The sequence below is a fragment of the Diaminobutyricibacter sp. McL0608 genome (assembly GCF_039613825.1).
GTDB lineage: Bacteria > Actinomycetota > Actinomycetes > Actinomycetales > Microbacteriaceae > Diaminobutyricibacter.
In genome coordinates, this window is sequence record NZ_CP154826.1 from 3,097,916 (window position 1) to 3,114,185 (window position 16,270).

15 protein-coding genes are annotated in these 16,270 nt (G+C 65.4%); all 15 read right to left on the reverse strand.

Annotation, left to right across the window (positions count from 1 at the left end; all coding sequences use genetic code 11):
• Positions 1-41 precede the first annotated feature (41 nt).
• The gene (gene rpsG, locus AAYO93_RS14840; RefSeq protein WP_163287610.1) at positions 42-512 is read right to left on the reverse strand and encodes a 30S ribosomal protein S7; all 471 of its coding nucleotides are present in this window, start codon (positions 510-512) and stop codon (positions 42-44) included.
• Positions 512-886 (reverse strand): 30S ribosomal protein S12, encoded by a 375-nt coding sequence (gene rpsL, locus AAYO93_RS14845; protein WP_055811472.1) that lies wholly within the window; start codon positions 884-886, stop codon positions 512-514. Before rpsL ends, rpsG begins: the two co-directional genes overlap by 1 nt.
• A 385-nt stretch (positions 887-1,271) precedes the next feature.
• Complete coding sequence (locus AAYO93_RS14850; RefSeq protein WP_345761932.1) at positions 1,272-1,763, reverse strand: DUF6121 family protein; 492 nt, start codon at positions 1,761-1,763, stop codon at positions 1,272-1,274.
• A 21-nt stretch (positions 1,764-1,784) separates the two neighbouring features.
• Positions 1,785-2,873 carry a hypothetical protein gene (locus tag AAYO93_RS14855; RefSeq protein WP_345761933.1) on the reverse strand — a complete coding sequence of 363 codons (1,089 nt, stop codon included), beginning with the start codon at positions 2,871-2,873 and terminating at the stop codon, positions 1,785-1,787.
• A 102-nt stretch (positions 2,874-2,975) separates the two neighbouring features.
• Entirely contained in the window at positions 2,976-3,686 is a 711-nt protein-coding gene (locus AAYO93_RS14860; RefSeq protein ID WP_345761934.1) for a hypothetical protein, read from the reverse strand.
• Between the two features lie 2 nt (positions 3,687-3,688).
• A complete protein-coding gene (locus tag AAYO93_RS14865; RefSeq protein ID WP_345761935.1) occupies positions 3,689-4,486 on the reverse strand; it encodes a hypothetical protein in 798 nt (265 codons plus the stop codon).
• Between the two features lie 130 nt (positions 4,487-4,616).
• Positions 4,617-5,531 (reverse strand): type IV pilus assembly protein PilM, encoded by a 915-nt coding sequence (pilM, locus tag AAYO93_RS14870; protein WP_345761936.1) that lies wholly within the window; start codon positions 5,529-5,531, stop codon positions 4,617-4,619.
• A gap of 32 nt (positions 5,532-5,563) precedes the next feature.
• A complete protein-coding gene (locus AAYO93_RS14875) occupies positions 5,564-6,412 on the reverse strand; it encodes a prepilin peptidase (protein WP_345761937.1) in 849 nt (282 codons plus the stop codon).
• Positions 6,409-8,301: a hypothetical protein gene (locus tag AAYO93_RS14880; protein WP_345761938.1), complete on the reverse strand. Its 1,893-nt coding sequence runs from the start codon at positions 8,299-8,301 to the stop codon at positions 6,409-6,411. Before AAYO93_RS14880 ends, AAYO93_RS14875 begins: the two co-directional genes overlap by 4 nt.
• Positions 8,298-8,966 carry a PulJ/GspJ family protein gene (locus tag AAYO93_RS14885; protein ID WP_345761939.1) on the reverse strand — a complete coding sequence of 223 codons (669 nt, stop codon included), beginning with the start codon at positions 8,964-8,966 and terminating at the stop codon, positions 8,298-8,300. The genes AAYO93_RS14880 and AAYO93_RS14885 overlap by 4 nt, the downstream gene beginning before the upstream one ends.
• On the reverse strand, positions 8,963-10,384 hold the full coding sequence (locus AAYO93_RS14890) for a prepilin-type N-terminal cleavage/methylation domain-containing protein (RefSeq protein WP_345761940.1): 1,422 nt from the start codon (positions 10,382-10,384) through the stop codon (positions 8,963-8,965). Before AAYO93_RS14890 ends, AAYO93_RS14885 begins: the two co-directional genes overlap by 4 nt.
• Before the next feature lie 144 nt (positions 10,385-10,528).
• Positions 10,529-10,978, reverse strand: coding sequence for a type IV pilin protein (locus tag AAYO93_RS14895; protein WP_345761941.1), 450 nt, complete (start codon positions 10,976-10,978; stop codon positions 10,529-10,531).
• Positions 10,979-11,160: 182 nt separating this feature from the next.
• Positions 11,161-12,387 (reverse strand): type II secretion system F family protein, encoded by a 1,227-nt coding sequence (locus AAYO93_RS14900; protein ID WP_345761942.1) that lies wholly within the window; start codon positions 12,385-12,387, stop codon positions 11,161-11,163.
• Positions 12,387-14,375 carry a PilT/PilU family type 4a pilus ATPase gene (locus AAYO93_RS14905; protein ID WP_345761943.1) on the reverse strand — a complete coding sequence of 663 codons (1,989 nt, stop codon included), beginning with the start codon at positions 14,373-14,375 and terminating at the stop codon, positions 12,387-12,389. Before AAYO93_RS14905 ends, AAYO93_RS14900 begins: the two co-directional genes overlap by 1 nt.
• A 49-nt stretch (positions 14,376-14,424) precedes the next feature.
• The gene (locus AAYO93_RS14910; protein ID WP_345761944.1) at positions 14,425-16,095 is read right to left on the reverse strand and encodes a GspE/PulE family protein; all 1,671 of its coding nucleotides are present in this window, start codon (positions 16,093-16,095) and stop codon (positions 14,425-14,427) included.
• Positions 16,096-16,270: the final 175 nt, after the last annotated feature.

Sequence of the window (16,270 nt, forward strand, 5' to 3'; positions counted from 1 at the left end):
TGCGGAGCGACTGCTCCACACCATCCGATCGGTACGTGCTGTTACCAGCGGTAGTGCGCGAAGGCCTTGTTCGACTCGGCCATCTTGTGCGTGTCTTCACGACGCTTGACGGCCGCACCGAGACCGTTGGACGCGTCCAGGATCTCGTTGGTGAGGCGCTCGGTCATCGTCTTCTCGCGACGACCCTTGGCGTAGCTGGTCAGCCAGCGGAGTGCGAGGGTGTTGGCGCGGTGAGGCTTGACCTCGACCGGCACCTGGTAGGTCGAACCGCCGACGCGGCGGCTGCGGACCTCGAGCGTGGGGCGCACGTTGTCGAGCGCCTTCTTGAGCGTGGCGACAGCATCCTGGCCGTTCTTGGCGGCGACGCCTTCGAGCGCGTCGTAGACGATGCGCTCAGCGAGGCCCTTCTTGCCGTCGAGCAGGATCTTGTTGACGAGCTGGCTGACGATCGGTGCACCGTAGACGGGGTCGGCGACAACGGGACGCTTCGGGGCTGGACCCTTGCGAGGCATTACTTCTTCTCCATCTTCGCGCCGTAACGGCTGCGAGCCTGCTTGCGGTTCTTGACGGCCTGGGTGTCCAGCGCGCCACGGACGATCTTGTAACGAACACCCGGGAGGTCCTTAACACGACCGCCGCGGACGAGCACCATCGAGTGCTCCTGCAGGTTGTGGCCCTCGCCCGGGATGTAGGCGGTGACCTCGGTGCCGTTGGACAGCTTCACACGAGCGACCTTGCGCAGAGCCGAGTTCGGCTTCTTGGGGGTGGTCGTGTAGACGCGGGTGCACACGCCGCGCTGCTGGGGGTTGGACTTCAGGGCGGGAGCCTTGGTCTTCGTGACCTTGGGGCTGCGGCCCTTCCGAACCAACTGCTGAATGGTTGGCACTAACTTCTCCTTGTAAATGAACTGCACGGTGACAGCTGTTGCATTCTGCTTCGAACGACTTCACGCCGATGTTCTGGCGTGTCGGGGTTCTGGGCTGACCAACCGGCGGCACAGAATGAATTCTGGTTCGTGGTTGATATGCCGTGGGGGCTTGATGTGGCCCAACATGGATGAGTACGAGCCAACCGCTCGGGGTTTCCGCCTCAGCAGGTTCAGGACCGGCTGTTTTCGGGCACCACACGAGCGCGTGACAAAGCACACACCCGAAAAATACTAGCTTGTGGGCGGTTCCCGGTCAAATGGGGACGCACCTCTCACAACAACGCACAGGGGTCTCCCGGCATTCCCTCGACCGGCATCCGGGCGCGCATCCACAAGCTTGTTCCTATTCTTTGTCTTCGCGCTCCCAGGGCCAGCGGGGGCGGCCCTTCTGCTGGAACCGGCCGACCAGGACCAACTGGTAGACGAACGCGACGAGAGCGGCGGCGATTCCGGTGGCGACCGAGAACCACGAGGCGAACATATCAAAGGAGAAGGTGAGGAATCCGAGGGGTTCTCCCCCGCCGACCGCGTAGGCGATTCCCCCGCTCAGCACGAAGACCACATAGGCGATCACACCGACGAGGAGCGCCGTCAGGGGCGCGATGCGCTGCTCGTCCGCCGCCACGCCGCGACCGCGGACGACGAGGCAGATGAGCACGGCGATGGTCGCGCATCCGACCATCACGGGACCGACGAGGGGCCCCGCATCCGGAACGTCGATGACCTCGATGTTCCAGTACAGGCTGATCAGGCCGAACGCAGCGACCAGGATGGCGAGGTACAGGAACGCTGCGAAGAAGGCGACGACGGTCGCGTAGTTCTTGTCCTCACGCATGGCGCGCCGACATCGGGGTGCCTAGGCGCCCGGTGCGTAGCCGTTCTGGGTCGCGCGAGGGCCTGCCGCGATGGCGCGGTCGTATTCGGCCTGGGCTTCGGCGTTCTTCGCCTTCAGCCTGCGTCCGCGGACAGCCAGCCACAGTCCCGTCCAGATCGAGACCTCGCGGGCGACGATGCCGGCCCAGATCGCGGGAGCGGTGAACCAGATCGCGTTCAGCAGGCGACCGACCTCCTGCGGTGTGTGCTGCCAGGCTTGCACCTGCAGGAGGACGGCACCCGCGTAGGAGAAGTAGGTGATGACCGCGACGACGAACCCGCCGATGATGTAGGCCCACCAGCCGGCGCGATTGAGGATCTGGACCAGCACGACCATCGCGACGAAGAAGAAGATCACGGGGATCCAGAAAAGCCAGGCACCGATGAACGACTTCAGGAACTCATCGAGGAAGCGCGAGGGCGGATAGCCGATGGCGGCGATGATGGCGACGACGGCTGCGTAGACGAGCGCGAACACGACGGTTCCGGCGAGGGCGATCAGGACGCCGAAGCCGCGGTTGCTCTTCTTCTTCGGCGGCACCGGGGCGGTGACATAGATGGGCGTGGCGGCCGGGACGTACGTCGGAGGAGCCGCGTCGCCTGCCACCGCTGCGCCCGCGACTGCGGCTCCGGCGACGGCGGGCGGCTCGGGCGCCCAGGTGGGTTCGGCCGCGGGGGCCGCGGCATAGGCCGCGGTGGCGGCAGTGTCGTAGGCGGCGACGTTCTCGTCGGCGACGCCGCCGGTCTCGGCGGTCGATCGGGCGACGGCGGCGGCGACGTCTTCGTCGCTTGCGGCGGATGCGGGTTCGGGTGCGGCGACCGGGGCGGGGGCGGATGCGGTGGCCGGCGCGGCTGCAGCGGGCTCTGCTGCGGGCTCTGCTGCGGGCTCGCTCTCGTCAGCCTTGGCCGCCGCGGTTTCCGCCGCCGTCTCGGGGGCGTTCACGTGACCGCGCGCCGACACGGGACCCGACGGCGGGTTCGCGATGTCGGCGTCATTCGCGGACGCACCGGTGTCGATGTCGTCGCCGGTCGGTTCGGCAGGGTTCGGTGGCTCAGGGGTCGTGTTGCTCATGGTGTCACTCCTCGATCAGCCCACCCGGGCATCCGTCACTCTGGTGCAACCATAGCAACGGGGTACCCGGATGGGCCGGAGGGCGTACCGAGGAGTGGTGGGCTACTTCGAAGCTGTTGCCGCCGTGCCGGTCGCCGGCTGGAGCAGCACGTAGACAAGTCCTCCGAGCTTGCCGTCGACCCCGCTCCCGTCTGAGCTCGCCGTCGTCGACAGCGAAGTCACCAGGAAGAGACGACCGGAACTCTGCGCGCCCTTGACGAAGTTGAGCACATTCGCATACGGACCGAGCACATCGACCGTGACCGGAATCGCCGCGAAATTGGCAGGCGTGATCAGCGGGCTCGTCACCGGGGGCACGCCGGCGACCGGAGCGGCCGGTGCGGGCGTCGACGAGGGGCTGGGGGACGGAGTCGGTGTCGATGACGACGACGTGTCCGTCGATGCGGCGGCCACCGGAGGCGCGACCGGCTTGTAGGCCAGAGCATCCGAAACGGTGATCCCGCTCACCGTGACCCCATTCGCCGCGGCGAGGGCGTTCAGTTCATCAACAAAAGCCGGGATGGCGGCTTCAGTCGGAACGGACTTACTGAGGTCGGCGACCTTCGCCTTCACCTGGTCGATGTTCTTGAAGTCCGCCTGCAGCTTCACGAGGGCCGCCCGACTGGCCGCGTTCGTCTGGTCGACACTCTGGCGCTGCGTGTCCGCCGCCGCAACTGCGTCCAGCTGGGGCTGAACAGCGACCACCCAGCCGACCGCGACGATCGCGACGATGACGATGGCTGCGCCGATTATCCACAGTCTGTTCTTGTCCACGGCTACTTCTCCTTCGGGCTGAAGCGCTGATCGAACGCGGCATCATTGACGTGCATCGTGATGTTCACCGAGTACACCTTCGAGGTCTGGTCGAGGGTGACGGTGCCGGGCGTCGCATCTGCGAATCCCGGCAGCTTCGCCAGTGCGGTGAGCCATGCGGGCACTTCGGGCAGCGTCGAACTCTTCGCGTCGAAGGTAACGGTCGCAACGCGAGCTCCCTGAAGGGGTGCCGTCGACTGCGAATACTGGGCCAGAGGGGAGGCCGAGTCTACGGTGACCGTGTCGATGACGACATTCGCCGGTAGGGTCGCCTGCACCTTGTTGAGGTAGGTCTTCCAGTCGATCTCCGTCGAAGCGCCCACCTGCTGTGCCGCAGTGGCGAGCGCGACCTGGTCCTGAAGCTTCCGAACGGATATGTACTTGCTCTGCTGTGCGAGAAGGCTACTGGTCTGCTGCTGTGACTCGGTCAGGCTGGCCTGGGCGCTGAACGCCAGAAAGGCCGATCCGCCGGCCGCGAGACCGACGAGCAGGACAGATGCGAGAACTGCGAAACCGAGCCCTCGACGGGTCGAGGCCGCCTTGCGCTGAGCTCGCACCTCAGGCGGAAGGAGATCAACGCGCGGTTCGGCGCCCACCTCGTAGCTCACTCCAGGGCGGCCACCCTTCGACGGCGCCGGCTTGCTCGACGGACCGGATTTCGCCGCCTTCTGCTTGGTCGGCTTCGGTTCCCCCTTCTTCGGCTTCGTCACCTTCTGAACTTCGTCCGGCTCGTCGGTCGGACGCTTGAGCGTGAGACTCATGCTGCACTTCCCAATGCCAGGCCCAGCGCGACGGCGAGCGCTGAGCGGTTCTGCCGCAGGTTGTCTGCGTTGAGTGTGCGCGAGAGCGCAATGGTTGTGAAGGGATCACCGGCGACTGCGGGTAGCCGCGTCATCTCCCCCAGCGCGTCGAGGAGACCAGGCAACTGCGACCCCCGCCGGTGACGACGAGTTGCCGTACCGGATCCTGCGGACGGGTGTTGATGAAGTAGCTCACGGTGTTGCGGAGGCTGGTGAGCAGATCGCTGGTTACCTGGTAGATGATCTCCACCGCCCTGTGCTCCTCGAGAGTGTTGACCTGCTTCGCAAGGCCGATGGAGCGCTTCAGCATTTCGGCTTCGCCCGTCTCGATCTCGAGCCCGCTCCGTAGCGCCTCGGTGAGGTCGGCGCCCCCGGTCGGGATGATGCGGACGAACTGCGGAACGCCGCCGTTCGCAATGACGACGCTCGTGGTGTTGGCGCCGATGTCGATGAGGGCGATGGTGCCGCTCATGCGCGGACGGGTCAGGAGCACCCGGCACAGCGCGAAAGGAATGAGGTCGACGTCGACCGTGGTGAGACCCGCGAGCTGGGTCGCTTTGACATTGCCGAGGACTGCATCCTTGACCGCTGCGACGAGGAGTCCGTTGAGCTGAGGCCCGTTCTCCCCCATCGACTCCGACACCGGGTAGAAGTCGAGCAACGCCTCGGCGACCGGCACCGGCAGCATGTCCTGAACCTGGAAGGGCAGCGTCTCGCGAATGCGCTCGCGCGACATCCGCGGAACACTCAGGTCGCGCGCCAGCACGCGCTGATTGCCCATCCCGAGCACGACGCTCTTGCTCTTGAAGCCGGCCTGCGTCCAGAGATGCTTGAGCGAAGCGGCAACCGTGTTCGGCTCCAGCACCTCGCCGCGACTGACCGCACCGACAGGGAGCGGAACCTCGTGGTGCCGCAGCAGGGTCGGTTTCGACTTGTCAGCATCAGCCACCTCGACCGCGCGCAGCGACGAACTGCCGATATCGATTCCTACGACGCTCTTGGCCATGTCTGTCTCCTTCTTACTTGCGTTGCGTTCCGTCAGACCAGACCGAAGAGCGCGAGGTACGCGCCACCCAGCCAGGTTCCGAAGAAGATTCCTACCCAGGCGCCCGCGAGCATCCAGGGACCGAATGGGATACCGGTTCCACGGCGGGCCCGCCGAAGAGCAAACAGGGCGACACCGAACAGTCCGCCGAGGACGAACGCCGCGAACGCCCCGACGATGAGCGGACCCCAGCCGAGAAAGCCGAGGAACAGGCCGAGCACACCGGCGAGTTTCACGTCGCCGAATCCCATTCCGCCCGGATAGACGAGAGCGGCCACGAGGTAGAACGCGAAGAGCGCAGCCATCCCGACCCCCGCGCTGACGAGCGTGCTGAGATCTCCGGCGATGAACGCGGAAATCCCGAGAAGGGCTGCGCCGACGAGATAGCTCGGCAGCACGATCGCATTGGGCAGCCGTCGAGTGTCGAGGTCGATAAGCGCGAGGACCACACTGATCGCCGCGAGATAGAGGAACGCGACCAGCTCGAGAATGCGCGCTACAATCGGCACGCTGCTTGCGGCGGGGCCGGCCCAGAACCACCAGGCGACGACGGCGAAGAACACTCCGGTCAGTGCTTCGACGATCGGATAGCGGGCGGAGATCGGCTCCGTGCAGTTGCGGCACTTGCCGCGGAGGACCAGCCACGACAGCACGGGGATGTTGTCGATCGCGGTGATCTCGTGCCCGCAGTTCGGGCACGCACTCGGCGGGAAGACGATCGACCTCCCCGCAGGCACCCGGTAGGCGACGACGTTGAGGAACGACCCGATCAGCAACCCGAAGACACCGACGGCGGCGATGCCGAAAACGACGAGAGCCGAGGTGGAGGCGAGGCCGGTCATGATGTCGGCGTCCCGTCTGCCAGGAACGCGCGTCCGACCTCGATCTGCGTGGTCAGGTTGTAGGAGGTTGTGCGCGGGGTCGGGAATTTCGGCGGAGGCGTGTTGAGCAGACGCGTATCGTACGAGTACGTCTTCGTGAAGCCGGCGCTCTGGTCGGCCAGACCCACCGGGCCACGGAATTCCTGTGCGATGGAGCCGGTCACACAGAGCTTTCCGATGAACGATCCCTTGTCGTAGTTCTGCACCTCGAAACTGTGCAGGTTCGACAGGATGGCGGCAGTGATCGTGCGGGCGCAGTTGGTGCTCGTCGAGGTCGCTTCGAACGTGAGAAGGTTCTTCGTCGCGGTGCAGTTTCCGTTACTGGTCGCGGTGCACTGCACGGGGTTCCAGACGAACACTGATCCGGCGCCGACCAGCCCGAGGATGTCGTGGGCCGGGTCAGCGTACGACGTCTTGCCTGTCACGTACAGGTAGTGGTCGGCATTGATCGTCAGCGCCGAGTGCATGGTGCCCTGGACGAACGCATCGCCCGCACGGCAGCCGTAGCCGCCCGTCGAGGTCGGGACCAGTTCGTTCGTCATCGGGAAGCCGAGGCCGTTGCCCGTCGACGTGCCGTCCTGGCCCTTGCACGAGTACGCGTTGTTATACGGTGACGCGCTCGACGCCCAGTAGTTCGGGTCGGTCGACGACGTCGGCACGCTCTGGACGTAGATCAGGTTGTTGTAGAGCTGGCTCGAGGAGTCGATGGGGATGTTCTGACCGCCGGCTGCGGCGAGGGTGTTTGCGGTCTGCTGTGATTGCGCCTTTGCCGGGTTCCCGGGTGTGCCGCAGAAGGCCGGTGGCGTCGCGGGGCTCCCCGTCGGAGGATTTCCGATGATCTCCGTCTTCTTCGTGTACGGCGAGATCACGTTCATCATCGCCTGCGAGGTCGGATCGCTCGGGTTCGAGAGATAAAAGGTGATCTTCGTGGGCCCCGTGTACAGGCATCCCGGCAGCGGCACCTTCGTCGGGATGTCCGTCCGCGTCTGGTCGAGCTGCTGCGTGGGCGGTGGCATCGTGATGAGGGCGGAGTTCTTCGGTGCACCGAGCGAGAAGTTCGGGGTCTTCGCCGCCGAGCAGTTGTTCTGGGTATAGAGGTTGCCCGCGCTGTCGGCCTTGGGGTTCGAGGTCGTGACGGCCTGCTTGAACGTCCCGTCGCAGATGTTCAGGGTGTCGTTCGAGTGCACCTGTCCGTCCAGGGAGTCCTTCGCGATGAAGCTGATCGTGCAAGCCGAGCTCTTCGTCGTGCTCGACTGCCAGGCGTACGCGATCGTGCACGTCGTCGAGTTCACCGCGGGGTCGAGGATCTCGTAGTCGGTGAAGTAGACGTAGTTCGTGAACCCCGTCTGCTTGATGTTCGCCACGACGCTGCGGGTCGTGGTGCCGACCTTGCCGGTAGCGCGCACACGCAGGACGCCGCTGTTGGCGTACTTGGAGTTGTCGACCTCGTACCGGAACCATGCCGGCGTGCTGGCACCAGTGATCGCGGCGGGCACCGGCGCCCAGGACGCCCCCTTGGCGATGTTGAAGGCGGGGTTCGCGAGCGTGCCGGTCGGCAACGTCACCGAGTTCTGCGATCCGTTGGCTTTGGTGAATGAGGCGGCCGGATTCCCCCACTGCGAATAGCTGGAGTCGTTGGTGACGCGTCCCTGGTAGTCGGCGACGCCGGCATATGCGGCCGAGATCGCTGCGTTCCAGTCCTGGTCGTGCTGAGAGCGCACAAGCCCGGAAACCGAATAAGTGACGCCGACGGTGACCATCAGCATGAGCACGGCGCCGATTCCGATGACCATCGCCAGCGCGACACCGCGATCCTGAGCTGCACGCCGTCTGAGCTTCGCAAACATCATGACCCCGTTCCTGTCGTGACGAACCCGAGGTTGGGCATTCCGACGGTGTTGGTGAGCGTCACAGCGTTCGCCTTACCGGTCGGCTGGATGGTCAGGGACACCTTGATCGCCCGAATAGTGGGGAGCAGGGTGGCATCGGTGCCCGGCGGCGAGATCTCGACGCCGCCCGCCGTCAAGTAGTGGAAGAGCTGCCCTGTCGTGGGCAGCGAGTTGCAGAGGTAGCGTGTGACGCACGCGGTGCCGGTCACGAAATCCCAGTGGCCGTTGACTCCCGCTGTCGTCGTCGTCGCTTTGCACTGTGTCTCCGCGAGACGGCCCTGAGCGTTGACGGTGTAGGTCACCTTGACGGGGCTCTCGCCCGATGCTGTCAGGTTCACGTAGGCGTAGAAGGTCACCGAGTTCGCTGAAGCGGAAGTGAGCGCCGGCTCGTTGAGCGGTGTTCCCGGAGCTGGGTTCGAATAGGGGTTCGGCGTCGCGGCGCGGATCATGCGGGCGAGCTCGTTCATTCCGTTCGATGCCTGGCGAGTACCGCCGTCGATCGACTGCGCGACGTTCGCGGACTTCGTCGTGCTCACGAACAGTGAGACCGTCACGACCAGCACGATGCTCGTCAGGAACATCGCCACGATCAGTTCGATCAGGCTGAGACCACGGTCGTCTTTCACGGCGCCCTCGCATCCAGTGTGAAAACCGTCGTGCCGGTCAGCGCGCTCCCCGACGGCAGGTTCAGGGTCGAGACTGCGATCGTCTGGCTGAGCGGTGGTGTGGTGGTGCTCGTCGTCGCCCAGTAGAGCGTCCAGCTCCCGTAGGGCAGCGCGAGGTTCATGTCGGCGCCGGTCGTCTTGGTCGTGAAGGTGTATGCCATCGGTGTCGCGCATCCCGGATCGCCGACCGTCGCGCCCGCCGTGGCGGAGATCGCTGTCAGGAAACGGCCCGTGGTCGGCGCCTTCACGGTGAAGACACCCATCGGTACGCTGGCGGTGCCCGCCGGGCCGCCGGGCTTGGTCGCGGAGAAGTTCCCGCGTGCACCGACATGACCGGAGGCGTTCGGTGTTGTCCACGCTCCTGGGTCGACTGAGAGACAGGTGGGAGCAGTGCCGGGTGTGCCGGCCACATACGTGCCGGCGAAGACCTGGTAGCCGGACGGGAAGGGGAAGAGCGATGTCGTCGCCTTCTTCGATGCGACGGTCACCGGTGCGCTGTACGGGTCCCCGCCGGTCGAGACGAACGACGCGTACATGTTCGAGGGAAACAGGATTCCCGATGTTCCCGAGTTCGACGCGAAGGTCGACGTGATGCTCCCGGCTTTGTCGTAGGTGAAGCTCTGCAGCACCGAGTTGCCCGCCGCGATCGGTACCGTCTTCGACGGCGTCGTCTGCTGCTTCTCGTTGATCATGCCGTCGCCGGAGGTGCCGATGGTGATCTTGTAGCTGCCCGGGACGACCTTGAGGATGTAGCTGCAGCCATCCGAGTCGGTGGCGGTAGGGGCGGGGTTCACCGCAGTGGCCGTGTTGCCGGGGACCGACGAGTCCGGACCCGCCGCAACGGCGATGCTGGGCTGGCTGATGTTCGTGGAGCCGGAGACACGCACCAAGATGGTTCCGGACGATTGATCGTTCAGAGGCCCGGACGGTGCGAGGAGGGTGTTCGCCTGGACGGCGGGAGTCGCCACATCCATGCCGCTCCACTTGACGCTGACGTTCACCAGCTTGTTCTGGAGGAGGCTGCCGGTCGATCCGCAGGTCGCGACGGTGCCGGTGTTGGAGACCCAATCGGTGGTCTGTGTGACGGTGTAGGTGATGCCGTCGACGGTCTGCGTGGTCGAGCCGTTGTTGACGGAGAAGACATTCTGGAGCGATCGAACGACGTCGATCTGCTGGGCGGCCAGGTTGGCTGCGACCTCGCGAGCACGGGAGTCGCGTGTCATGACGAGGGTGAGGGTCAGGGAGTACGCCACAGCCATCGCGATGATCGCGAAGACCATCATGGCGACAAGTACTTCGATGAGGGTCATGCCGGTGTCACCAGCGGCGCCCCGTTGGAGTCGCTGCCTGATGGTGCGGATGGTGGTGCGAGCGTTCACGGTTTCACCTCCCCGACGGCCGGGTATGGGATGGCGTTGTGGTTCCTGGTGGCGCGAGGCCCGGGCGGGAGATCCTGCCCCTGACGACCGTTGGGGGCGGTACGACGCCTTCGGCGTCGTCCGCCCCCTCGGATCAACTACCTATTAGGGGCAAGCACCGTCGGTGACACCGACGTTGTCCGTCACGTGGAAGAACTTGGTCGCGTCGCTGGCCTTCTGCGCCTGGATGCAGAAGCTCGTCGTGGTCGGCGAACCGGTGCCGTACTTGAGGCCGGAGGTGTTGCTGCTGAGGGTGAATCCGTACTTGCCGAGGTCAGTGGTGCTGAATGCCTGACCGGCAGTCGTGCCGTCGGGGAAGGAGCCGTTGTCCGTCTGGTAGGCGATGACAGCGGTCTTGGCGTTCGTCAGGTCGGACTTCACAGCGCTGTCCTTCGCGCTGTTCTGGATGCCGAGGTAGACGGGGATGGCGATCGCGGCGAGGATGCCGATGATGATGACCACGACGAGGAGCTCGATCAGGGTGAAGCCCTTTTCGTCCTCTTCGAGGAGGCCCTGGCGGCGAGCGTTCAGCTTGCCCATGAGTCGGAAGTACATTGCAGTGTCCATTCGGTCGGGTGGAGCGGTCGGTTCGAACGGGTGCGAGATTCCGTCCGGTGGGATGATGCTATTTGCCAGCTGATTCTCGGGAGAATCCCACGAGTGGGGGGTTTTTCGTCCAGTTACTACCCCAGTAAAGGGGAGGCAACTATCGACATACCCCCAGCTTTGGGGACTGTCTATTTGATGAGGGTGGAGATCTGGAAGATCGGCATGTAGAGCGCGACGACCATGCCGCCGACGACGACCCCGAGGAACGCGATCATGAGCGGCTCGATCATCGCGGTGAGCTGCTCGGTTGCCGCTTCGACCTCGGCTTCGTAGAAGTCGGCGATCTTGTTCAGCATCGTCTCCAGCGAGCCGGAGTCCTCGCCGACGGCGATCATCTGGACGACCATGGCCGGGAAAACGGGCTGATTGGTAAGCGGCTTGGCGATGGACTCGCCCTGGCGCACTGACTCCGCAACGTCGACAAGGGCCTGCTCTATGACCCAGTTGCCGCTCGTCTCCCCCACGATGCGCAGCGCCTGGAGGATCGGGACGCCGGCTCCGATCATGTTCGAGAAGTTGCGTGCGAATCGCGCCACGGCGATCTTCTTGAGCAACTGACCGAAGACCGGCAGCTTCAACTTGATCGGATCGACCTTCTTGCGCACCGCTTCGGTGTTCTTGTTCTTCGACCACCAGAAGGCGAACGCGATGACGCCGACGATGAGCAACGGCGCTATCCACACCATCGCGTGCGAGAGGACGACAAGGATCTCGGTCGGAAGGGGCAGCTGGCCGCCCAGACCGTTGAACATCTTCTCGAAGATCGGAACGATGAACAGCAGCATGGCGATGACAGCGACAAGCGACATGATCAGGACGATCACCGGGTAGGTCAGCGCAGACTTGATGGTTCCTCGGAGCTTGACCTCCTTCTCGAAGTTCATCGCGATCGACTCGAGCGAGCTGTCGAGGAAGCCGCCGGTCTCACCTGCTCGCACCATGTTGATCATCAGGGGCGGGAAGACGTCGGCATATTTGCGCATCGAATCCGAGATGGACACACCGGTCTCCACCTCGTCGCGCACGTTCGCCATGATCTTCGCAAGCTTCTTGTTCTCGGTCTGCTCGGCGAGGATGTTCAAAGTGCGCAGCAGCGAAAGGCCCGAGCCGATCATCGTCGCCATCTGACGGCTCATGATGGCGAGATCTTTGAGCTTGACGCCGCTGCCGAAGCTGAGGTTCAGCTCGCGGTTCAGACCCGTGCCCTCGGGCGCCTCCTCGATCGCGATCGGCGAGAGACCCATGGTTCGAAGCCGCGCCGCGACCTGCGACTCCCCGGTGGCGTCTACGCGCCCCTTGACGATCTTGCCCTCTGCGTCGCGCCCCTTGTAGGCGTACGCGGTCGTGGAGGCCATCAGCTCACCACCCCGGAGTAGCTGTCACCGAAGTCGGGCCCACTCGCGGCGATTGCTCGCGCCGACGCCTCCGTCGGTGACTCCACACGCTGGATGAGGCGGTTGATGCTCTCGACGTCATGCGCCTTCTCGAGAGCCGCCTTCCGCGTGATCTGGCCCGCGTTGACCAGGTCGGCGAGGTGCTGGTCCATGGTGTGCATCCCGGACTCACGGCCGGCCTGCATCATGGAGGCGATCTGGTAGGTCTTGCCCTCGCGGATGAGGTTCGCGATGGCCGGGGTCATCATGAGCACCTCGGTGGCGACGACACGGCCTCGGCCGTTGGCGCGTTTGACGAGCGTCTGGCAGACGACGCCCTGGAGGGTGGCGGCGAGCTGCGCGCGCACCTGGTCCTGAGCATGCGGCGGGAAGACGTCGATGACACGGTCGATGGTCTGGGGCGCATCCTGGGTGTGCAGGGTGGCGAAGACGAGGTGACCGGTTTCCGCAGCGGTCAGCGCGACCGAGATGGTCTCCAGGTCTCGAAGCTCACCGATGAGGATGACGTCGGGGTCCTGGCGCAGAACGTGCTTCAGCGCGGCCCCGAAGCTGTGCGTGTCGTGGCCGACCTCGCGCTGGTTGACGATCGACTTCTTGTGCTTGTGCATGAACTCGATCGGGTCCTCGACCGTCACGATGTGGTCGGCACGCGTGCTGTTGACCAGGTCGATCATGGCGGCGAGGGTTGTCGACTTTCCCGAACCGGTCGGTCCGGTGACGAGCACCAGACCACGCGGGAGCTGCGAAAATCCGCCGACGCTCTCGGGGACGCCGAGCTCCTTCAGCTGCTTGATCTCGGTTGGGATGAGACGGAAGGCAGCGCCGACCGATCCGCGCTGCTGGTACAGGTTCACACGGAAACGGGAGTTCGCCGAGATCGTGAACGCGAAGTCGAGCTCGAGTTCGCGGTCGAAGATTTCCTGCTGGTGCGGCGTCAGGAGGCTGGACAGAGCGGCGCGGGTGCGTTCACTGTCCCAGACGTCCTCGCTGCCCACCGGGCGGAGAGCACCGTCGACACGCACCATCGGAGCGGATCCCACGGTGACGTGCAGGTCGGATGCTCGCTGGAACACGACCTCGTGGAGGGCTGCGACGAGCTCAGGGTCGGCCTGTTTCAGTGCGTCCCGCTCGACCTCGGTGAGTGTTTCGTCGATCTCGACGATCTTCGGGCGCGGAGCCTGAAGTTCGGTGGGGGCGTCGACGGTGGGCTGTTCGGCCGCGCGACGACCCTCGGGGACGAGGCGGTGCTCTGTCGACGGCTGCGCCGGGGTGGCGACCGGTGCTGTCGCGGGGGGCGGCAACTCTGCAAGGGGCGCCGTCGCCGGCGGCGCAGCATCCAGCGGTGCGGTGGGTGGCGGCGCGAACTCGAGAATGCTCGTCGGCGGCAGCGCATCGACGGGCGCAGCCACGGGCGGCGGCGCATCGATGACCGACGCGAACGGCGGCGGCGCATCGATGACGGGCGCGGCCTGCGGGGGCGGCGCGAGCAGTGGCGTCGTCGGAGGCGCCGCGAAGATCCCTTCTGCTGCGGCGAACACATCGGCGGCAGTCGTCGGCGGCCCGGGCTGGAACATCGCGTCCGTAACCCCACCCGACGCGGGAACCGCGTCGAACCCGGGGTGCGACGCGGGCGTGGGCACCGGGAACACCGGAGGCTCCACCGGCGGGACCGCGTGAAGAAGGGATGAGATGAGTGGGCGCTCCTGAACCGGCGGCGCGGCCTGAAGCGGCGGCGCGAGCGGCGGAGCAGCCTGCACCGGCGGAACCGCCGAGACGGGCGAGCCGGTCGGCGCCGGCGGCGGTGTGAGCAACGAATCGAACGACGGCGCTGCTGCGACGGGCGCAGGCGACAGCCCGGGTTCGGTCACCGGCACGGGAGTGCCGGGCTTCCATCCGTCGGCGTCCGAGCCCGGTGGCGTCACCGGGATCTCGTAGATCGGCTGGCTCATACGATCTCCCTACTCTGGTTGCGGTTGGACTCAGTCCTCAGCGTGGTCATCAGGCGACGACACGCAGGATCTCTTCGACGGAGGTGAGGCCGAGCTTGGCCTTCTCCCATCCGTCCTGGCGCAGTGTGAGCATCCCCTGCTCCTGGGCGACCCGGCCGATCTCGGCGCTCGACGACCGCGCGACCGCGAGTCGTTCGATCTCCTCGGTGACGGTCATGACCTCGTGGATCGCGATGCGGCCGCGGTAGCCGGTGTTCGAGCAGCTGGCGCAGCCGATGGGCTGGTAGATGAGCGGCACACCCTGCTCGGGATCGAAACTGAGACGAAGTCGCAGAAGGTCGTCCGGCGTGTGGTTCGACGGCTGCTTGCACCGGTCGCAGAGACGGCGGGCAAGACGTTGGGCGACCACACAGTCGAGAGCCGAACCGACCAGGAACGGCTCGATGTCCATCTCGGTCAGGCGGGTCACGGCACTCGGAGCATCGTTGGTGTGCAGGGTCGACAGCACGAGGTGGCCGGTGAGGGACGCTTCGATGGCGATCTGCGCGGTCTCGTGGTCGCGGATCTCACCGAGCAGCACCACATCCGGGTCGCTTCGCAGAATGGAACGCAGTGCGCTTGCGAAGGTGAGGCCCGCCTTCGGGTTCACCTGAACCTGGTTGATGCCGGGCATCCGGTACTCGACCGGGTCCTCGACCGTGATCACGTTGATCTCGGGGCGCGCCACGGCGCCGAGTGTCGTGTAGAGGGTGGTCGACTTGCCCGAGCCGGTCGGGCCGGTGACGAGGATCATCCCGTACGGCTTCGAATATGACGTCTTGTAGGCCTCGAAGTTGTAGTCGAGCAGCGCGAGATCGCGGACGTTCAGGCTCGTGTTCGAGTTGTCGAGGATACGCATGACGACCTTCTCGCCCCACACCGTAGGAAGGGTCGCGACACGGAGGTCGATCTGCCGGCCACCGTGGTTGACCGACATGCGGCCGTCCTGAGGCTTGCGACGCTCGGCGATGTCGATGTCGCTCATGATCTTGAGGCGCGAGATGACACCGTTCTGGATGCTCTTGGGTGCGCTCTGCATGGCATGGAGCACGCCGTCGATGCGGTACCGCACCCGAACGTCGTGCTCGGCCGGCTCGATGTGGATGTCAGACGCGTGGTCCTGGATGGCCTGGCTGACCAGCAGGTTCACGAACCGCACGATGGGTGCGTCGTCGTCGCCCGACTCCCCGATGCTGAGGGTGCCCGTGTCTTCGGGCTGGTTCTCCTCCTCGAGCGTGGTGGTGAGGTCGCTCAGTTCGTCGTCGGCGCGGATGTAGCGGTCGATGGCCACGAGCAGGTCGTTGCGTTCGGCGACCGCCGGCTGCACCTGCATGTGGGCGGCGGCGCGCACGTCGTCGATGGCGAACACGTTGCCCGGGTCGGCCATCGCGAGGATGACGGCGCCGTTCTCGATGCCGATCGGCAGGACGGAGTGCCGGCGGCAGATCGCTCCGCTGACGAGCGAGACGGCTGTGCGGTCGACCGGGTAGTCGAGGAGTTCTACGAACGGCGCATTCGCTGCGGCCGCGCGGGCACGCGCGAGCTGAACTTCGCTGATCGCTCCGCGCGCGAGCAGGTCCTGCACGGCGATCTCGTCGGCAGCGGGCTCGGAGGTCACACTGTCGAGGTACTCGATGGGCAGATGGCCGTGAAGGATCAGGATCTCTGTCATGGACGCCACGTGTACCTCCTTAAGAAGGACGATGCCGAGTGGGTCGGGCTCTCGGCAGGGTGTGGGCGGGTTCGCGAGGGTAGAGCTTTGTCACCCTATTCGGCGCGCCGACACGCACAACAGCCCCGCGATATGGGGGTAGTGATACGCGTGTGACTCGAGAGACGAGTGGGATGGCGGATGT

Bases quoted from the DNA above. Each gene is read 5' to 3' on its own strand.
- rpsG (WP_163287610.1), bottom strand. From the start codon at position 512: ATGCCTCGCAAGGGTCCAGCCCCGAAGCGTCCCGTTGTCGCCGACCCC.
- AAYO93_RS14850 (WP_345761932.1), bottom strand. From the start codon at position 1,763: ATGCGTGAGGACAAGAACTACGCGACCGTCGTCGCCTTCTTCGCAGCG.
- AAYO93_RS14855 (WP_345761933.1), bottom strand. From the start codon at position 2,873: ATGAGCAACACGACCCCTGAGCCACCGAACCCTGCCGAACCGACCGGC.
- AAYO93_RS14865 (WP_345761935.1), bottom strand. From the start codon at position 4,486: ATGAGTCTCACGCTCAAGCGTCCGACCGACGAGCCGGACGAAGTTCAG.
- pilM (WP_345761936.1), bottom strand. From the start codon at position 5,531: ATGGCCAAGAGCGTCGTAGGAATCGATATCGGCAGTTCGTCGCTGCGC.
- AAYO93_RS14875 (WP_345761937.1), bottom strand. From the start codon at position 6,412: ATGACCGGCCTCGCCTCCACCTCGGCTCTCGTCGTTTTCGGCATCGCC.
- AAYO93_RS14880 (WP_345761938.1), bottom strand. From the start codon at position 8,301: ATGATGTTTGCGAAGCTCAGACGGCGTGCAGCTCAGGATCGCGGTGTC.
- AAYO93_RS14895 (WP_345761941.1), bottom strand. From the start codon at position 10,978: ATGTACTTCCGACTCATGGGCAAGCTGAACGCTCGCCGCCAGGGCCTC.
- AAYO93_RS14900 (WP_345761942.1), bottom strand. From the start codon at position 12,387: ATGGCCTCCACGACCGCGTACGCCTACAAGGGGCGCGACGCAGAGGGC.
- AAYO93_RS14905 (WP_345761943.1), bottom strand. From the start codon at position 14,375: ATGAGCCAGCCGATCTACGAGATCCCGGTGACGCCACCGGGCTCGGAC.